At 51.7% G+C, this 15,211-nt stretch carries 10 protein-coding genes; 7 read left to right on the top strand and 3 right to left on the bottom strand.

From position 1 onward, the window contains the following. Positions 1 to 12: 12 nt before the first annotated feature. Positions 13 to 1,683 carry a histidinol-phosphate transaminase gene (gene hisC / locus SFW65_08275; GenBank protein ID MDX1923107.1) on the bottom strand — a complete coding sequence of 557 codons (1,671 nt, stop codon included), beginning with the start codon at positions 1,681 to 1,683 and terminating at the stop codon, positions 13 to 15. A gap of 218 nt (positions 1,684 to 1,901) precedes the next feature. After that, positions 1,902 to 3,245 carry a histidinol dehydrogenase gene (gene hisD / locus SFW65_08270; GenBank protein MDX1923106.1) on the bottom strand — a complete coding sequence of 448 codons (1,344 nt, stop codon included), beginning with the start codon at positions 3,243 to 3,245 and terminating at the stop codon, positions 1,902 to 1,904. A 94-nt stretch (positions 3,246 to 3,339) separates the two neighbouring features. On the opposite strand from hisD, the gene hslV reads away from it, so the two are divergent. From hslV to SFW65_08235, 7 genes are all read left to right on the top strand, one after another. After that, complete coding sequence (gene hslV / locus SFW65_08265) at positions 3,340 to 3,903, top strand: ATP-dependent protease subunit HslV (protein ID MDX1923105.1); 564 nt, start codon at positions 3,340 to 3,342, stop codon at positions 3,901 to 3,903. A 260-nt stretch (positions 3,904 to 4,163) separates the two neighbouring features. Further along, entirely contained in the window at positions 4,164 to 5,567 is a 1,404-nt protein-coding gene (locus SFW65_08260) for a vWA domain-containing protein (protein ID MDX1923104.1), read from the top strand. Between the two features lie 50 nt (positions 5,568 to 5,617). Further along, positions 5,618 to 6,712, top strand: a complete 1,095-nt coding sequence (locus SFW65_08255) for a hypothetical protein (GenBank protein MDX1923103.1) — start codon at positions 5,618 to 5,620, stop codon at positions 6,710 to 6,712. A gap of 93 nt (positions 6,713 to 6,805) precedes the next feature. Then, a complete protein-coding gene (locus SFW65_08250; GenBank protein ID MDX1923102.1) occupies positions 6,806 to 7,735 on the top strand; it encodes a hypothetical protein in 930 nt (309 codons plus the stop codon). 133 nt (positions 7,736 to 7,868) lie between these two features. Beyond that, positions 7,869 to 9,425, top strand: a complete 1,557-nt coding sequence (prs, locus tag SFW65_08245; protein MDX1923101.1) for a ribose-phosphate diphosphokinase — start codon at positions 7,869 to 7,871, stop codon at positions 9,423 to 9,425. A 172-nt stretch (positions 9,426 to 9,597) separates the two neighbouring features. Then, the gene (locus tag SFW65_08240) at positions 9,598 to 11,952 is read left to right on the top strand and encodes an NADP-dependent malic enzyme (protein MDX1923100.1); all 2,355 of its coding nucleotides are present in this window, start codon (positions 9,598 to 9,600) and stop codon (positions 11,950 to 11,952) included. 473 nt (positions 11,953 to 12,425) lie between these two features. After that, the gene (locus SFW65_08235) at positions 12,426 to 13,850 is read left to right on the top strand and encodes a type III PLP-dependent enzyme (GenBank protein ID MDX1923099.1); all 1,425 of its coding nucleotides are present in this window, start codon (positions 12,426 to 12,428) and stop codon (positions 13,848 to 13,850) included. 35 nt (positions 13,851 to 13,885) lie between these two features. Here SFW65_08235 and SFW65_08230 read toward each other — a convergent pair whose 3' ends face one another. Then, positions 13,886 to 15,136, bottom strand: coding sequence for a hypothetical protein (locus tag SFW65_08230; GenBank protein ID MDX1923098.1), 1,251 nt, complete (start codon positions 15,134 to 15,136; stop codon positions 13,886 to 13,888). Positions 15,137 to 15,211: the final 75 nt, after the last annotated feature.

Here is a 15,211-nt window from a genome sequence, read left to right as displayed (position 1 = left end):
TCCAAACAGTTTTTACAATACGCCCTTGGTTGATGGGATGGCGGCGCTACCGCTGGGCTGGAATGCCTGACGCAGTGCTCTGCCCGTTGCTTTGAACGAAGCTTCCGCCATGTGATGCGCGTTATCGCCAGTCACCGTAATGTGAATAGCGCAGGCCATGGCAACCGCCAAGGATTGGAAAAAATGCGGGATCATTTCCGCGCTCATCCCGCCGATTTGTTCGGCAGGAAACTTGCCGTTAAACATTGCGAATGGACGGCCCGATAAATCAACGGTTGCCTGGGCCAGCGCTTCATCCAGCGGGGCGGTAAAGCCAAAGCGCGCAATGCCGCGCTTATCGCCCAGCGCTTGCTTAAGTGCTTCGCCCAATGCCAATGCGCAATCCTCGATGGTGTGATGCTGGTCGATATGCAAATCGCCATTGCAGTGCAGCGCAAGGCCAAACCCGCCATGCGATGCGAGCTGCGAGAGCATGTGGTCGAAAAAGCCGATGCCGGTATGGATGGAAAGAAAATCCGGCTTATCCAGATTCACGGTTACATCAATCTGCGTTTCTTTGGTACCGCGCGATGATGAATAAAGGCGTGGCATCGCGCCTTTGGTTTGCGGTGTTAGCTCAACGCCCATGGCGCGCAAGACCAGATCATTTTCTTCCGGCGTTGAAACCGAGAAACGGATGGTATTGGGAATGGCGCTGGAGCGGTTACGCGCAAGAATACCCGCGCGTTTTAATGTATTTAAAACTTCCGCTGGATCGTTCACCTTGACCAGCAGGAAATTCGCATCGCTCGGGAAAATGCTTTCGACAAATTTCGATTTGGGCAGCAGTTTTTCGAGCCGCTTGCGTTCGGCAACCAAGATCCGGCGGTGCTCCGCGCCATCGACCAAACCGTTGGGACTTAACGCATCCAGTGCCGCACGAACGGAAGATTGCGGCAAGGGGTAGGGCGCAAGAATGCTGCGTAGCTTTGCAATAATATCAGGATGCGCAAGCACACCGCCAATGCGTTCGCCCGCCAGCGCATAGGCTTTTGAAAGTGTGCGCAGGATAACAAGATTGCTGTGATTTTTTAATTCCGCAATCAAGCCTGACGGGTCATCGGAAAAGGCGATATAGGCTTCATCCACCACCACTAGAACTTTTTCGGCTGTGGCCTTAAGCAGAGCCAGAATATCCGCGCGGTTCATCAAATGACCCATCGGCGCATGGGGCGACGGGAAGAAAACCAGTTTGGTGGTTGGTTGAATAGCTTTGGTAATTCCCGCTACATCAAGTTGCCATTTGGTATTAAGAGGGACCTTGATGACTTCCGCGCCTTGCAGTTTTGCCGAATGCTCATACATCGCAAAAGTTGGCGGGCAGATGATAATGCTATCCTTGCCCTGATTGCACAAAAGGCGGATGAGCAAATCAATCCCTTCATCGCTGCCACGGCCGAGCATGATTTCATCGGGCGTTACGTTCCATTGCACCGCAAGGCGTTGCAAGAGTTCGGGGGGTTGCTGGTCTTCGATATAACGGTTGGATTTGACAAGCTTGCTTACCGCGCCAAAGGGTGGCCACGGGCTTTCATTCGCATCGATTTTAATGGGCGGAACATAGCCGCCCGCTTCCACAATCGCCGAGGAATAGACGGGAATGGACAATAAATCGGGACGGACTAATTTCTCAAACCACTTCATAAAAACTCCAGAAACTTTGTGTCTGCTTCGTCATTGCGAGGAGGCTAGGCCGACGAAGCAATCCAGTGTTGTGTTTGCTGGATTGCCACGCCCCTAAAGGGGCTCGCAATGACGTTTTGTTACTATTTATTCATAATCTTTGATAATAAGTGATGAAATTAAAGGAACATCACTATGCACGCAATGAATTTGATATTTCAGATTGTAATAGAGCGCGGTTATTTCTTGTTAAGCGCAATGGTTACAGGCTTAAACGCCGTTTCATCGCGTTTTTGCGTGACATGCGCATGGCCAACAAAGCCTTCATATTCCGCCAAAATCTCAACCGGCTTTTTCAAGGATTGGTAGCCCGCTGCGGTCACATAAGAAAGGCTGGAGCGTTTTAAAAATGACCAGACCGATGTGCAGGAATGGGTGCGCGCTGCGCCGCCCGTTGGTAATACCGCATTGATGCCGATGCCAAAATTGCCAAGAACGGATGGCGTGGTTTCGCCGAGCAGGATTTCACCCGCATTGGTGATGCGCGGTAAAATCTGTTCCGGGTTTTTCGTCTTAATCAGCAAATGTTCAACCGCATATTCATTGCAGAAATCAATCGCTGCATCCATGTCCTTGCAAATCATGATGCCGCCGAATGTTGAAAAACCGGTCTCGCAATATTTCCGGCGTTGTTCGGGAAGCGCTTCCAAAACTTTTGGCAAACATGCTGCAACATCAGCGGCAAATTTTTCGGAATCGGTGACCAGCAGGCATGCGCTGTCATCGCCATGTTCGGCTTCATTCATCATATCCAATGCGGTGTTCCACGCATTGGCGGTGTCATCGGCCAGCACAATCGCTTCGGATGGACCTGCGGGCATGCCGGGATCGATGACCGAAGATAAAAGACGTTTGGCCGCTGCCACATAAGGGCTTCCGGGCCCTTCGACCTTGGCAACTTTGGGGATGGTGGCGGTACCATAGGCAAGCGCGGCTATGGCCTGCGCGCCGCCCGCTTTATAAATATCGCGTACACCGCAAACATCAGCAGCAACAAGCGATGCTGCATCAAAATCGCCGTTTGGCGTTGGCGGCGTGACCACCGCAATGGTCTTAACGCCCGCAATTTTTGCAGGGGCGCACAGCATGTACATCATGGACGGAAAAGCGCCCTTACCGCGCGGCACGTAAATGCCAACACTGTCAATGGCGGTAACTTTTTCGCCGCCATAAACGCCGGGCGCAACTTCTTCCATCCATTCCTTTTCAACCCGCGCCATTTGCTGCTGGTGATGCTTTGTCACATTTCCCGCGCAGGTTTTGATGGCGCTAATCAGTTCTGCGGGAAGGGATTGATAGGCGCGTTCAAAATCGGCATCGGTGGCTTTGAGGCTGCCTTTAAGTTCGGCTTTATCGAATTTTTTGGCATAGTCGATGAGCGCCGCATCCCCGCGCACGCGCACATCTTCGATGATGGGTTTGACGGCATCCATCACGTGTTCAATAGCGGTTTCACTGCGCCGTAATAAACGCGCTTTTTCAGATGGTGATAGGGTTTCGAGCTTCCAGATATTCAGTTTCATTGCGTGATGATAGGAAAAAACAGCCAAAAAAGAAACAGCAATTCGGTGAAGTGATATCTAGCCAAACGCTGCAAGACGCACTATTTGTATATCCATGAGTGAAGATAAGAACCCCGCACATAATCCCAATTGGCATGGCACAACCATCATCGCCATCCGCAAAGGTGGTGACGTGGTGATCGCCGGAGACGGACAAGTCACCGTTGGTGCCACCGTGATGAAAAGTAATGCACGCAAAGTGCGCCGCCTTGGTGCAAAGGGCGATGTGATTGCCGGCTTTGCCGGCGCAACCGCCGATGCATTTGCGTTGTTCGAACGGCTTGAAGGCAAATTGGAAAAACATCCGGGGCAATTGACCAGAGCATGCGTTGAGATGGCCAAGGACTGGCGCACTGACCGATATTTGCGCCGCCTTGAAGCGATGATGGCGGTGGCGGATAAAGACGTGTCACTGATTTTGACAGGCATGGGCGATGTACTGGAGCCGCAAGACGGGATTATTGGCATTGGGTCGGGTGGGTCGTTTGCATTGGCGGCTGCGCGTGCATTGATTGACAACAAGGACATGAACGCCGAGGCGATTGCGCGCAAAGCGCTCGATATCGCAGCCGATATTTGCATTTACACTAATAAAAATGTGACGGTCGAGAAGCTTTAAGTTTCTAGAACGCTGTGAAAATGCCAGCTTCCGAGTTTTGAATTAAGATTCATTAATGGTTTGTTACTGCAATGCTACGCATAAATGCCACAAATCAGGGGCAAAATCGCTACGCTGAAATGATTACGTAGTTTGACCTTTATCCTGCATATCAATTACACTAGCCTGAATTAATTACGAATCCGGATAGGCCTCATATGCTGGTAAAAAAATTGGCGATTAGAAATTGGGTTGCTGCAATTTTGGCAGCGTTTTTTATCATGAGCGCTCCAGCTTTCGCAGCGCCTGTTGCCGATGACAGCTTGCAGTTCTCGGGCAAGGCCAGTGATTATTTCCACGTGCAAGGTAGATGCAATTTTCCAACCGGCGTTATTCCATCACTTTGCCCGCAAGGAAAAGTACTTGGCACCGATTTGTGTGTTTCGACATGGTCATGCCATGGCGCAGGCAAGGATATGCTGAAAGCAACCTATAAGAACGGGTTGAAGGTTTGCGCCTATCTCGATAATGACGGTGATCAGGGTTACTTTGTACCGATGAACACCGCGACCGAATGGCTCGCATTTGCTGATACCAACAACACCCCGCCGGATGTGCGGATTATTGTGGGCTGCGAAGGCGGCATCAAGCAAGACCCTTGCGGCAATGAATACACGCTGCCCGATGTGCGCGTTTCCGATGACCCGAAAGATGTATATAACTTTGCAACCAGCGGCGATTATTCGGTTGAGTTTTCGTGCCCAGCAACAATCAAAGTCACCAATAAGCAAACCGGTATTGAAACCACACAGCCGGTGGTGAATTGCGGCGCATGGCAGGTGAAAGAAACCGGAAGCTGCATTGAATCCGCCGGCCTTACCTTCAACGGCGCGATTTGCACCCAGCAAAGCAAGAGCGTTGAATTGGCGATTGTGCTGGATGCTTCGGGATCGATGGATCAATTGCTGGGCGGCGCGCAAAACGCATTGCGTTCATTGGTTGGCAAATATCTTGTTCCGCGCAGCGATATTCCTGTGACGGTTACGGTGATTGGCGGCGATGGCTATTCCAATGTGCTGAACGATCCATCGAAGGAAAATTGCACCTATGGCAAGCTGTATGGACCTCTGGCTGCTAATGCAACGCAAATCAACGCAGCCGTCAGCTCCACCTTTGCAACCAACAACACGCCGCTGGATACGACGCTGCGTTACACCGCCGATTTCTTCCAGGACAAGAGCAAGCGCCGCGTGATGCTGGTGTTGTCGGATGGCTATGAAACCTGTTTTGGTAATGCGGCCTTTGCCGTGCAGCAGCTGCGCGCCAAGGGTATCGAAGTGTATGGTATCCGTTACGGCGAAGGCCAGGATGCGGAAGCCGAAGCCTTCTTCAAGGCGATGAACAGCTTCTCGCCAGCCAATTCGCAAGACCAGATTACGGCTGCGATGGAAAGCATCGTCAAGAACGTAACCGAAAATTCCTGCAAGCCGACCTTGCGTTTGTATAAACCCGGCCAGACCACGGGCAGCGAGCTTTACACCATCCTTGCGGGTCAGACCGTGAAGGTAAAGCGCGGTACCTATGATGCGGTCGTTGATTACTGCACCGGCAAGCAAACCTTCATCAATCAGGTAATTGAAACCGACCGCGATTTCAACTTCGACCAACAGAATTGCAAGAAGTAGGTGAGTAGGTTAGTCTTTGGGCTAATCTTTCACTCCTGCTTTGTGAGCTTATGCGGTTTACCGGTATTTTTTTCCTGACCTTGCTGTTTGGTGTGTCTCCCGCTTTGGCGCAAGACCCGCAATTTGCTGTGCAGCCCGGCCCGCCGCTGAATACCCGAATTTGCATCGTTGATAAAACCAAGGCGGTGGATGGGCAGACCTTTCAATCCTGCGATGCCGCGCCGGAAAATAATGCGCTGCTGATGAAGGGCTTCATGATTGCCCGAATTGATCGCGGCACGATTAAAAGCAAGCAACCGATTTGGGTGCACAATGTTTGCCGTTATGTCGATAACCGTTCGCCTTCGCAAGATGTGCTGGTGCCGTTTGGCACCGAAGATGAATGGCTTACCTTTAACAAGCTGGTGCCGGGGATTATGAAGGTTGCGGGATGCTGTGTGCCGCGCACGCTGACCGTTCGTGATATTCCGGAACCCACATCGCCCTGCGTAGGCAGATGGACGTTGCAGCAAGTGGTTTCAACCGCCAGCCTTGGCCAAGGCGCCAACCCCGCCGAACAGATTATTGATGAGAAAATGAAAATTGGCGGCGGCGATGCGATGCTGAGCAGCAATGGCGCGCCCTTAAGCTTGCCGATTTCCCGCGATGATGACAACACAGCTTTTACGGTTGACGGCATCAAGGATTTTTCTGCGCGCTGGATGTGTTCGAACGATGAACCCACCGCCGCAACCCCAACGCCCGTGGCCGAAGGCGATGAAAACCCCGCCAGCAATGGCGATGTGCTGTATGTCAGCTTCACGGTGAATTGCACGCATGAGCAATGGACACCCGTGACCTTGCAGAATTTTTGTGTGCCATATGAAAACAACCGCGCCTATCCGTGCGAGATGATGGGCTACCCCGCAGGCACTGCCGGCGATGTGATTATGTATGAAAAGACCATGTGCCCCAAAGGAACCACGACCCGCAGCTTGATCAAGGATAGCTGCGAAGGGCAAAAAATAAATGAACCCGCGGCGGAAGTAACCCCAACCGAACCTGCCGCCGATGCCGCGCCCGCCGCCGCGCCAGCGCCCGATGCAGCAGCAGCCAGCGCAAAGCCGCCCAATAAAACGAACCCCAAAGCGAATACGATGCAGTAGCTGTGGCGGTTCTATGGTTAATAAGCCAGCTTCCAATCGGCTTTAGTTTCACGAAAGCATGTTAAAATAACCCGGTATTTCAAGGGTTAGTGAATGGCGTTTGCAGATATTTTCAAAAACATACATTCCAATATGAATTATACGCTGTGCCAATATGTTTCGCATCTGAATGCGAAAATGGCAGCAGCGGAAATTACCGGCATCCCCGATGGCGATGAACGTCACCCGATCACCATTCTTGAACAATCACTGGCGCATCTGGGCCTGACCAATTGGGGACGGCAGGGTGCCGGTAACTACACATTGGTTGTGCGCGGCGATAAAGTTGGCGATGACCATCCGGCAAAAGTGGTGCGGCTCAGCTTCATGGATATTGAGCACTACATGGTCACTGTGGATGACGTAAAAAATAATCCATTATTCCTACCTGTCGAAGCAAGCGGGAATATCGATGCCCGCATTGGCGGTGTGTATGAAATGCTGCCGCGCGCTGCAATTGTCGGCGAGCCTGAATTTGATTATGTGCATGACCCTATTGAAAACGCTGTATTGGCGGGGCTTATTTTATATGCGCAAGGCCGGTATTACTGGGAAGAAGTGCGCGCGGATAATGTGGGTGTTCATAAGGGCAAGGTTGTGATTGTTGATACAGGAGCAATACGTGATCATTCGCCAGACGGGTTTTCGGTTAGAACTGAAATGCTGATGGCATTACAACACACCTATCAGAATGACAATTTATTCAATGACCGCTTCAAGGAAGCGTTGAAAAACCGCCACGATGCCATGCAGATTTTTTCGCGCTTCATCGCACTTGGCGTGACGGGTGGAATTAATGTCGGGGAACTGGAAGATAAGGCAGCAAAGCAAGGGCTATCAACGGCGGTATCCTATGATAAATCGCCGGCGAAATTGTTTATCTTTGACACCAAGCAGGATCATAGCGGGCTTGAAATTTCGCGTATGATGGGATTGGATGGGTTGGCAGTTGGCATAAAGGGTCTGCGCCCACAACCGCAATAGGGGTATTTAAAAGTATGGTTAATGCTGTAAATGCCGTGAAATCGTGGCGATAAAGGCATTTTGCTTTCAAGCGCCGCATGTTAGAACAGAGCACATTTTTTAAGAATTAAAGCAAGGTTTTCAGGTCATTAGGATGAGTGATATTAGTTCAAGCGATATCGTTTCCGAATTTCGCGCCGCAGCGGTATTTTTCGGTTCAAAAGGTGTAGAAGAAGTTGGCAGAGCGTTTGCGGCCAGCCACCGCCTTGAGCTGATAGAACATCGTGATGTTGGCAAATTCTCCAACGGCGAGATCAAGCTGGAAATCAAACAGAACATCCGTGGCCGTGACATCACCTATTTCGCGCCCAACAGCGGCAATATCTATGATGACATGATGGAAACGCTGATCACCCTTGATGCGCTGCACCGCCATGGCGCAAAGAAAATCGCCGTATTCCTGCCGGATGAACTGATCAAATTCAATAGCAAGGCTATCAAGGATAGCCCGATTACCGAAGCGATGTTTGCGTTCTTCATCAAGATGTTCCATGAAGTGACAACCATTCGTGATCATAAAGGACAAAAAGTAAATTTCGAGCGTATCAAATTTCCAAAAATTCCATTGGAGCCAGGGGAGCGCAACGTGATTGCGCGTGGTCATTCCGCCAAAAAGCTGGCAGGCGAAATTTCTGCCGAGCTGGATGGTATGCAGGTGGTGGATTGGCGCCGCAAGAGCAGTCTTGCTGGCACAAACGTGATTGCGCTGGCATCCAGCGCAGGTAACCCGAACCAAGCGGTGCTGGAAACAGCCGCGATGATTTACAATTTACGCCAGCGCGGCGCAGCCTTTATCAATGTGGTATTGCCGCTTTGGCATTATGCGCGTCAGGAACGCACCGATAACCGCCGCGTGCCGATTTCGGCGGCGTTGATCGGCAAATTATTAAACGTCTTTCGCCCGAATTGCATTTTAACGCAGGATTTACACCAAGCCGCCATTCAAGGATTGGGCCGTGAAACCCATGTGGACCCGATTTATTCAACCGCGTTGATCGCGGCGAAAATCGCCAAACTGGTGAAGGATAATAAGGTCAATCCTGCGGATATTCTGATTGGCGCAGTGGACAGAGGTGCGATTGGCCGTGCCACACAATTGCGCCGGCAACTTAAAGAAAATTACGGCATTGATATCAGCCCGGATATTCCAACCGTGGATAAGCGCCGTGACCCAAATGGCACCAGCGAAGTAAAAGATATCAGCCATAAGGATATCTTGCCCGGTAAAATCATGTTCTTTGTCGATGACATGACTGATAGCGGTGGCACATTCAAGGGCGCAGCCGAAGCAGCCAAGGTCGCAGGCGTAAAAACGGTTATCGGCTTTGTGACCCATGTGGTATCGGCGGTGAACCCCGATACCAAGATGCTGAATATCGCCAAGCTGGAAACATCGGGCGCGCTGGATGCGCTCATCGGACTTGATACGGTTGCCGATTTGACGCCGGAGATGCATAAGCTGCACAAGATTGACATCATGAGCAATTCAAACTGGCTTGCGCAAAACATCCGCGAATGGGCATGGTGGCTTAAAACATCAACCGAAGATGCATCGCTCAAGACATTAAATGATACTGCAACGCCGCCAGCGCCGGATTTACGCCCGCGCGTGGAAGCACATTTGCGCAGCATTTTAAAACTCGCCGCATAGGTTTTAAGGGCGCAATCATGGTCACTTCTGTTTTCGTATGGCTGAAATAACCCAATAGGGCTGCATGCTTATTGCACCGCAAGAAATAATTTCGCCGTAATCCTAATAAAACACTTGGATTCCGTGCGCTAATCGTGGAAAACATATCACCCCAAATTAGTAGGAAAAACCCATGGCTAAGAACAACGACATCAACCCCGAACAGTCCAACCACAGCCTTGATGAAGAAGCGCTCATCATGCACGCGTCGGGCCGTCCGGGAAAACTGGAAATCGTGCCAACCAAGCCAATGAAAACCCAGCGCGATTTGTCGCTGGCCTATTCGCCGGGTGTCGCGGCGCCGTGCCTTGAAATTCACAAGAATCCCGATAAGGCCTATGACTATACGGCGCGGGGCAACATGGTTGCGGTTATTTCGAATGGTACGGCTGTTCTGGGTCTGGGTAACCTTGGCGCGCTGGCGAGTAAGCCTGTGATGGAAGGCAAAAGCGTATTGTTCAAACGCTTTGCCGATGTGGACAGTATCGATTTGGAAATCAACACCGAAGATCCCGAAGAATTTATCAATGCAGTAAAATACCTTGGTCCATCTTTTGGCGGTATCAATCTGGAAGATATCAAATCGCCCGAATGCTTCATGATCGAGCAGCGTTTGCGCGAGCTGATGGACATTCCCGTATTCCACGATGACCAACATGGCACGGCGATTATTTCAGCAGCGGGTTTGGTGAGCGCGCTGGATATCACCGGTAAAAACATCAAAGACATTAAGCTGGTTGTCAACGGTGCGGGCGCGGCGGCGATTGCCTGCGTTGAGCTGATCAAGACCATGGGCTTGCCGCATGACAACGTGATTATGTGCGATACCAAAGGCGTGATTTACAAAGGCCGCACCGAAGATATGAACCAGTGGAAATCGGCCCATGCTGCAAATACCAAGGACAGAACCTTGGCTGATGCGTTGCGCGGCGCTGACGTATTCTGGGGGTTATCGGTTGCGAATTGCGTGACACCGGAAATGGTCAAGGCGATGGCCAAGAACCCCGCGATTTTCGCGATGGCCAACCCCAACCCTGAAATCCGCCCTGAGCTGGCACGTGAAGTTCGCCCCGATGCGATCATCGCTACTGGCCGTTCGGATTACCCGAACCAGATTAATAACGTCTTGGGCTTCCCTTATATCTTCCGCGGCGCATTGGATGTTCGTGCGCGCACCATCAATGATCAAATGAAGATTGCAGCGGCAAAAGCACTTGCGGCACTCGCCCGTGAAGACGTGCCCGATGAAGTGGATGCAGCCTATGGTCGCCGTCTGCGTTATGGCCCTGACTATATCATTCCTGTGCCCTTCGATCCGCGTTTGATTGTGGAAATTCCAACCGCAGTTGCCAAGGCAGCGGTGGAAAGCGGCGTTGCCCGTAAACCCATTACCGATGAAAAAGCATTCCGTTCGGCATTGCGCGCCCGCCTTGACCCCACAGCGGATACCATGGAGCTCATCTTTACAAGAGTTCGCAATAATCCGCAGCGTGTTGTCTTTGCCGAAGGTGAAGAAGAACGCATGATCCGCGCAGCGATTTCATTCCGCGATGCCGGTTACGGCACGCCGATTTTGATTGCGCGTGAAGAAGTGGTGAAAGAAAAAATCGGCATGCTTGGCCTTGCCGATATGAAGGGAATTGAGATTCACAATTCCCGTGTATCGCAGCACAATAAGCGGTTCACCGAATATCTGTTCAAGCGCTTGCAGCGCCGCGGCTTGCTGGAACGCGATTGCCAGCGCATGGTGAACCAGCAACGCAACGTGTTCGCAGCCTGCATGGTTGCCCACGGTGAAGCCGATGCCATGGTGACCGGTTTGTCGCGTAACTTTAATGTGTGCTATGAAGATATCCGCAAGGCGATTGATGCGCGCACGCAATACAGCGCATTCGGTTTGTCGATGAGCATTTCGGCTGGCCGCACCATTTTCCTCGCGGACACTGCCGTGAACCCATCCACCAATCCTGACCGTCATGCGGAAATTGCAATCCGCGCAGCAGAGTTCGCGGAACAAATGGGCCATCAGCCACGCGTGGCGCTCATTTCCTATTCGACCTTTGGTCAGCAGATGAATGATGAACGCGCCAACTTCATGCGTGAAGTTGTGGCCAAACTGGATGACCATGAAGTGAGCTTTGAGTATGAAGGTGAAATGGCACCGGACGTTGCGCTGGATCATGATTTGATGAAGCGCCTCTATCCGTTCTGCCGTTTAACTGGCCCTGCGAACGTGCTGATTATGCCAAGCTTGCAAGCTGCCAATATCGCAACCAAGCTGATGCAGAAAATGGTCAATAGCCGCGATGGCAATATGATTGGCCCATTGCTGCAAGGCCTGAAGCGCCCCGCACAAATCGTGGGCATGGGCGCAACCGTGTCGGAAATCGTGACCATGGCGGCGCTTGCTGCCCATGAAGCGATTGGCAATGCCGAAGCCGACAAGAAGGCGAAGCCAACAGTGGTCAAAGGCGGTAAAGCTGCCTAACCCTTAACGGTTTGACGTTTCAAAACCCGCCTTGGCTCCTGCTGAGGCGGGTTTTTTCTTTTTCGCCGTCGTTTGCCGGATGCTTAACGGCTGCCGGCGATTTTAAGATTTATGCGCGGCAGTTTTGCGTTGCTTTGCGCGGGCTGGCCAACAAAAAAATTACGCAAATGCCAATGAATCTGCATTTTTTGTTTTTGTGCGCGCGCGTACTTCGGCGCGCGGCGCGCATGCTTGCGTAAGCGCAGCGTTAAGATTCGCAGCGTCGCTTAGTATCAGCAACGCAACACTGCTGGAAATTTCCCACAGTTTTTGGGCTGCAAACTAAAAAACTTATTGAATCTTTCCATCATCGTGATACATGTCACGTGAACGCGCACGAACCCCTGGCCCATCGGTGTTTATGTAACGACGCGTCTCATTGTTGGTTGGTGGTCTGGAGCCTTATCCCAGATATCTGATTAATGGAGAGATGTATGGGCAAGAACACCCCGTCATTGATTGAAGAAGTACAAGAACCTCCGGGGTCTTCGGGCCCGGCTCAAAACGCGTATGCACTTTCAGATCTCGAAACCCAAGACAGCGCGCAGGCGGTAAGCCACCACGCGCGTCCACGCAGTGCATCCAAAAACCTTGCGCTTAAAGCACGCCCTTCGGCAAACCGCCCGCAGGTTTACAGCGATGCTGCGCATTATATTGCAGAAACCCGCCCATCGAACCCTGTGCACTTTTTGCGCACGCATGTTCTGCGCGGCGCGGCACAATGGTTTATCCGCAATTTCCCAGGTACCGTTTTATATGCGGTAAAAGCCAACCCATCCCCTGCGGTCATCAAAGAATTGTGGGCATCGGGCATTCGCCATTTTGACGTTGCAAGCTTGGCGGAAGTGGAGCTGGTTGCCAGCCTATGCCCGAAAGCGAAGCTGCACTTCATGCATCCCGTCAAATCGCGCGAGGCGATCCGCAAATCGTATTTCAATTACGGTGTGCGCGATTTCGTGGTGGATAGCGCGCAGGAATTGTTCAAGCTTTTAGAAGAAACACAAGGCGCCAAGGATCTGGGTATTGTGGTGCGTCTTGCTGTGTCGAACGGCCATGCCTTTCACAGCCTTGATGGCAAGTTCGGCGCGGATAATCGTTTAGCCGCAGAATTATTGCAGCAGGCGCGCAAGGTTTCGCAGCGTTTGGGCATCGCATTCCATGTCGGCCAGCAAACCATGCATAGCAAAGCGTATGCTGCAGCCATGGCGCAAGTGGGTGAAGTGATCCGCATGGCAAAAGTAAACCCCGACATCATCGATGTGGGCGGCGGCTTCCCTGTGGCATTCCCCGGCCTTGTGCCGCCAGATATGCACGGCTATATGCACAGCATTAAAGAAGCGTTTGAAAGCCTGAACCTTCCCAAGAAGACCAAATTATGGTGCGAACCCGGCCGCGCGCTGGTTCAAGAATCCGGTTCATTGCTGGTGAAGGTTGAGCTGCGCAAGGGTAATCGGTTGTACATCAATGACGGGTTCTATGGCGCGTTGTTCGATGCCGGTTATAGCAAACTGGCCTATCCGGTTCGCGTCCACCGCACCGCTGAAAGCGCCAATGGGTCGCTCAGCCACAAGACCGCACGCTTCACCGTGTTTGGCCCAACCTGCGACAGCATTGATGTGCTGAAAACGCAATTGGTTCTGCCTGCGGATATTGAAGAAGGCGATTATCTGGAATTCGGTCAGACCGGTGGGTATGCCGCCGCGCTGCAATCGGGCTTCAATGGATTTGGCGCAGACGCCAAACCCGTTGTGGTGCGCGATATGCCGATGTTACAGACACCGGGCTTCTGGCAGGACGATGCTGCCTCACAGTCAGGCGATGAAACAGCGGAAATTCCCGCAACGCTGGTGGCATTCTAAGCCTCTCGAGCCTAGGCACAACTTTAAATCGCACATTACGTTTCATTGCGGCGGCCTTGTTTTGGCTTGGGCTTTTGTGCGGGTTTTGGGCGCTTGGCTTTGGGTATGTTCTTCATGCGCTTTTCTTCGCGCAGACGTGCCGCTTCTTCGCCCACTAAATCCTGAAAGACTTCAAAGGGGTTATTGGTGCGCGCATGCGGCGCCTCTTCATGCACCAGCTGGCTCTCAAGGATTTGCGGCAGAATATCGCGGCGCAGGATAAGCGCATCCGCCATGTACCTTGCATAGGCTTTCAGGCGCCCCACAACATCTTCATCGGTAATAACCTTTGCCATCGTATCTGCAAGTCGCGTCATTTCCGCGCGGATGGTTGCATCATCGAGTGCCCCGATATGCGCCATGATTTTATGCATGGCCTTGAAATCAAGATGCGGAGCAAAGACATGGGATAAGAGCGTTTCGGGATAATCTTCATTAATGTCTGACCAATCCTTTTTACCCGTGATGCGCACCAGTTTTCGTTCGGCGGCCTTCAAGCTGGGATAGGTTTCAACAACGCTGATAAGTGCATAGGACGGCATGCACGGGTCGATATGCGATGGAATTCCTTTTCGCACATCCTCGACATCCATGACACCATTGGCAAAATCACAGATATAAAATCCAAGATTGTTGTACGGGTTGAAGGTATCATCGCGTATCATCTGCAGGACTTTGCGGATATCCATCATCTGGTTGCTGGGATTTAAATCGCCGCTGCCCAGCCACTCCATAATGGTCACTGCTTCGCTAATCGGCGTAATGGCGTGGTGGAAGATGGCGCGTTCCATATCCAAAAGAGGCGGAATTTCCTCTTCATGCGCCAGTGATCGCCACATCGTGCCATCATATGAATGTATTTTGTATGGCTTACCTTTTTCGCGCGCCTGCGCATATTCCAGAACGGTTTCAGCGCGTAGCGCGTGCTTGTGAACCTGCACTGATGTAATGAAGCTGCCATAGCCGTTTTTATCGCGGCGCAGTTTGTCATCGCTTTTGCGGTAATCGAACATAACAGGCGCCAGCGGCGCGCCGATAATACTGGCCCATGATGCGGCCATGACTTCGTTAAACGCTTCTTCGATACATAACACGTTTTTGGTGTGCAAGGTGATGGCGTGGGTTTTGCCAGCGGCATCGGTAAAAAGCGTGTCACCTTCCGGATGATTGAATACATCCACCTCGTTAACGCGGCCTGCGCAGCGCTGTGCCAGTTCCCTGATATGTTTAGGAAATCCTTGTGTCATAGGTATAAAATACACGATTGCACAGCAACTAATTACCTTCTAGTTTTCCGGCATTCGTTAACCATCTAAGCATTT

Source organism: Alphaproteobacteria bacterium, assembly GCA_033762625.1.
GTDB lineage: Bacteria > Pseudomonadota > Alphaproteobacteria > UBA9219 > RGZA01 > RGZA01.
Note: the sequence above shows the minus strand (reverse complement) of the source record. Positions and strands in the feature narration are given on the sequence as shown.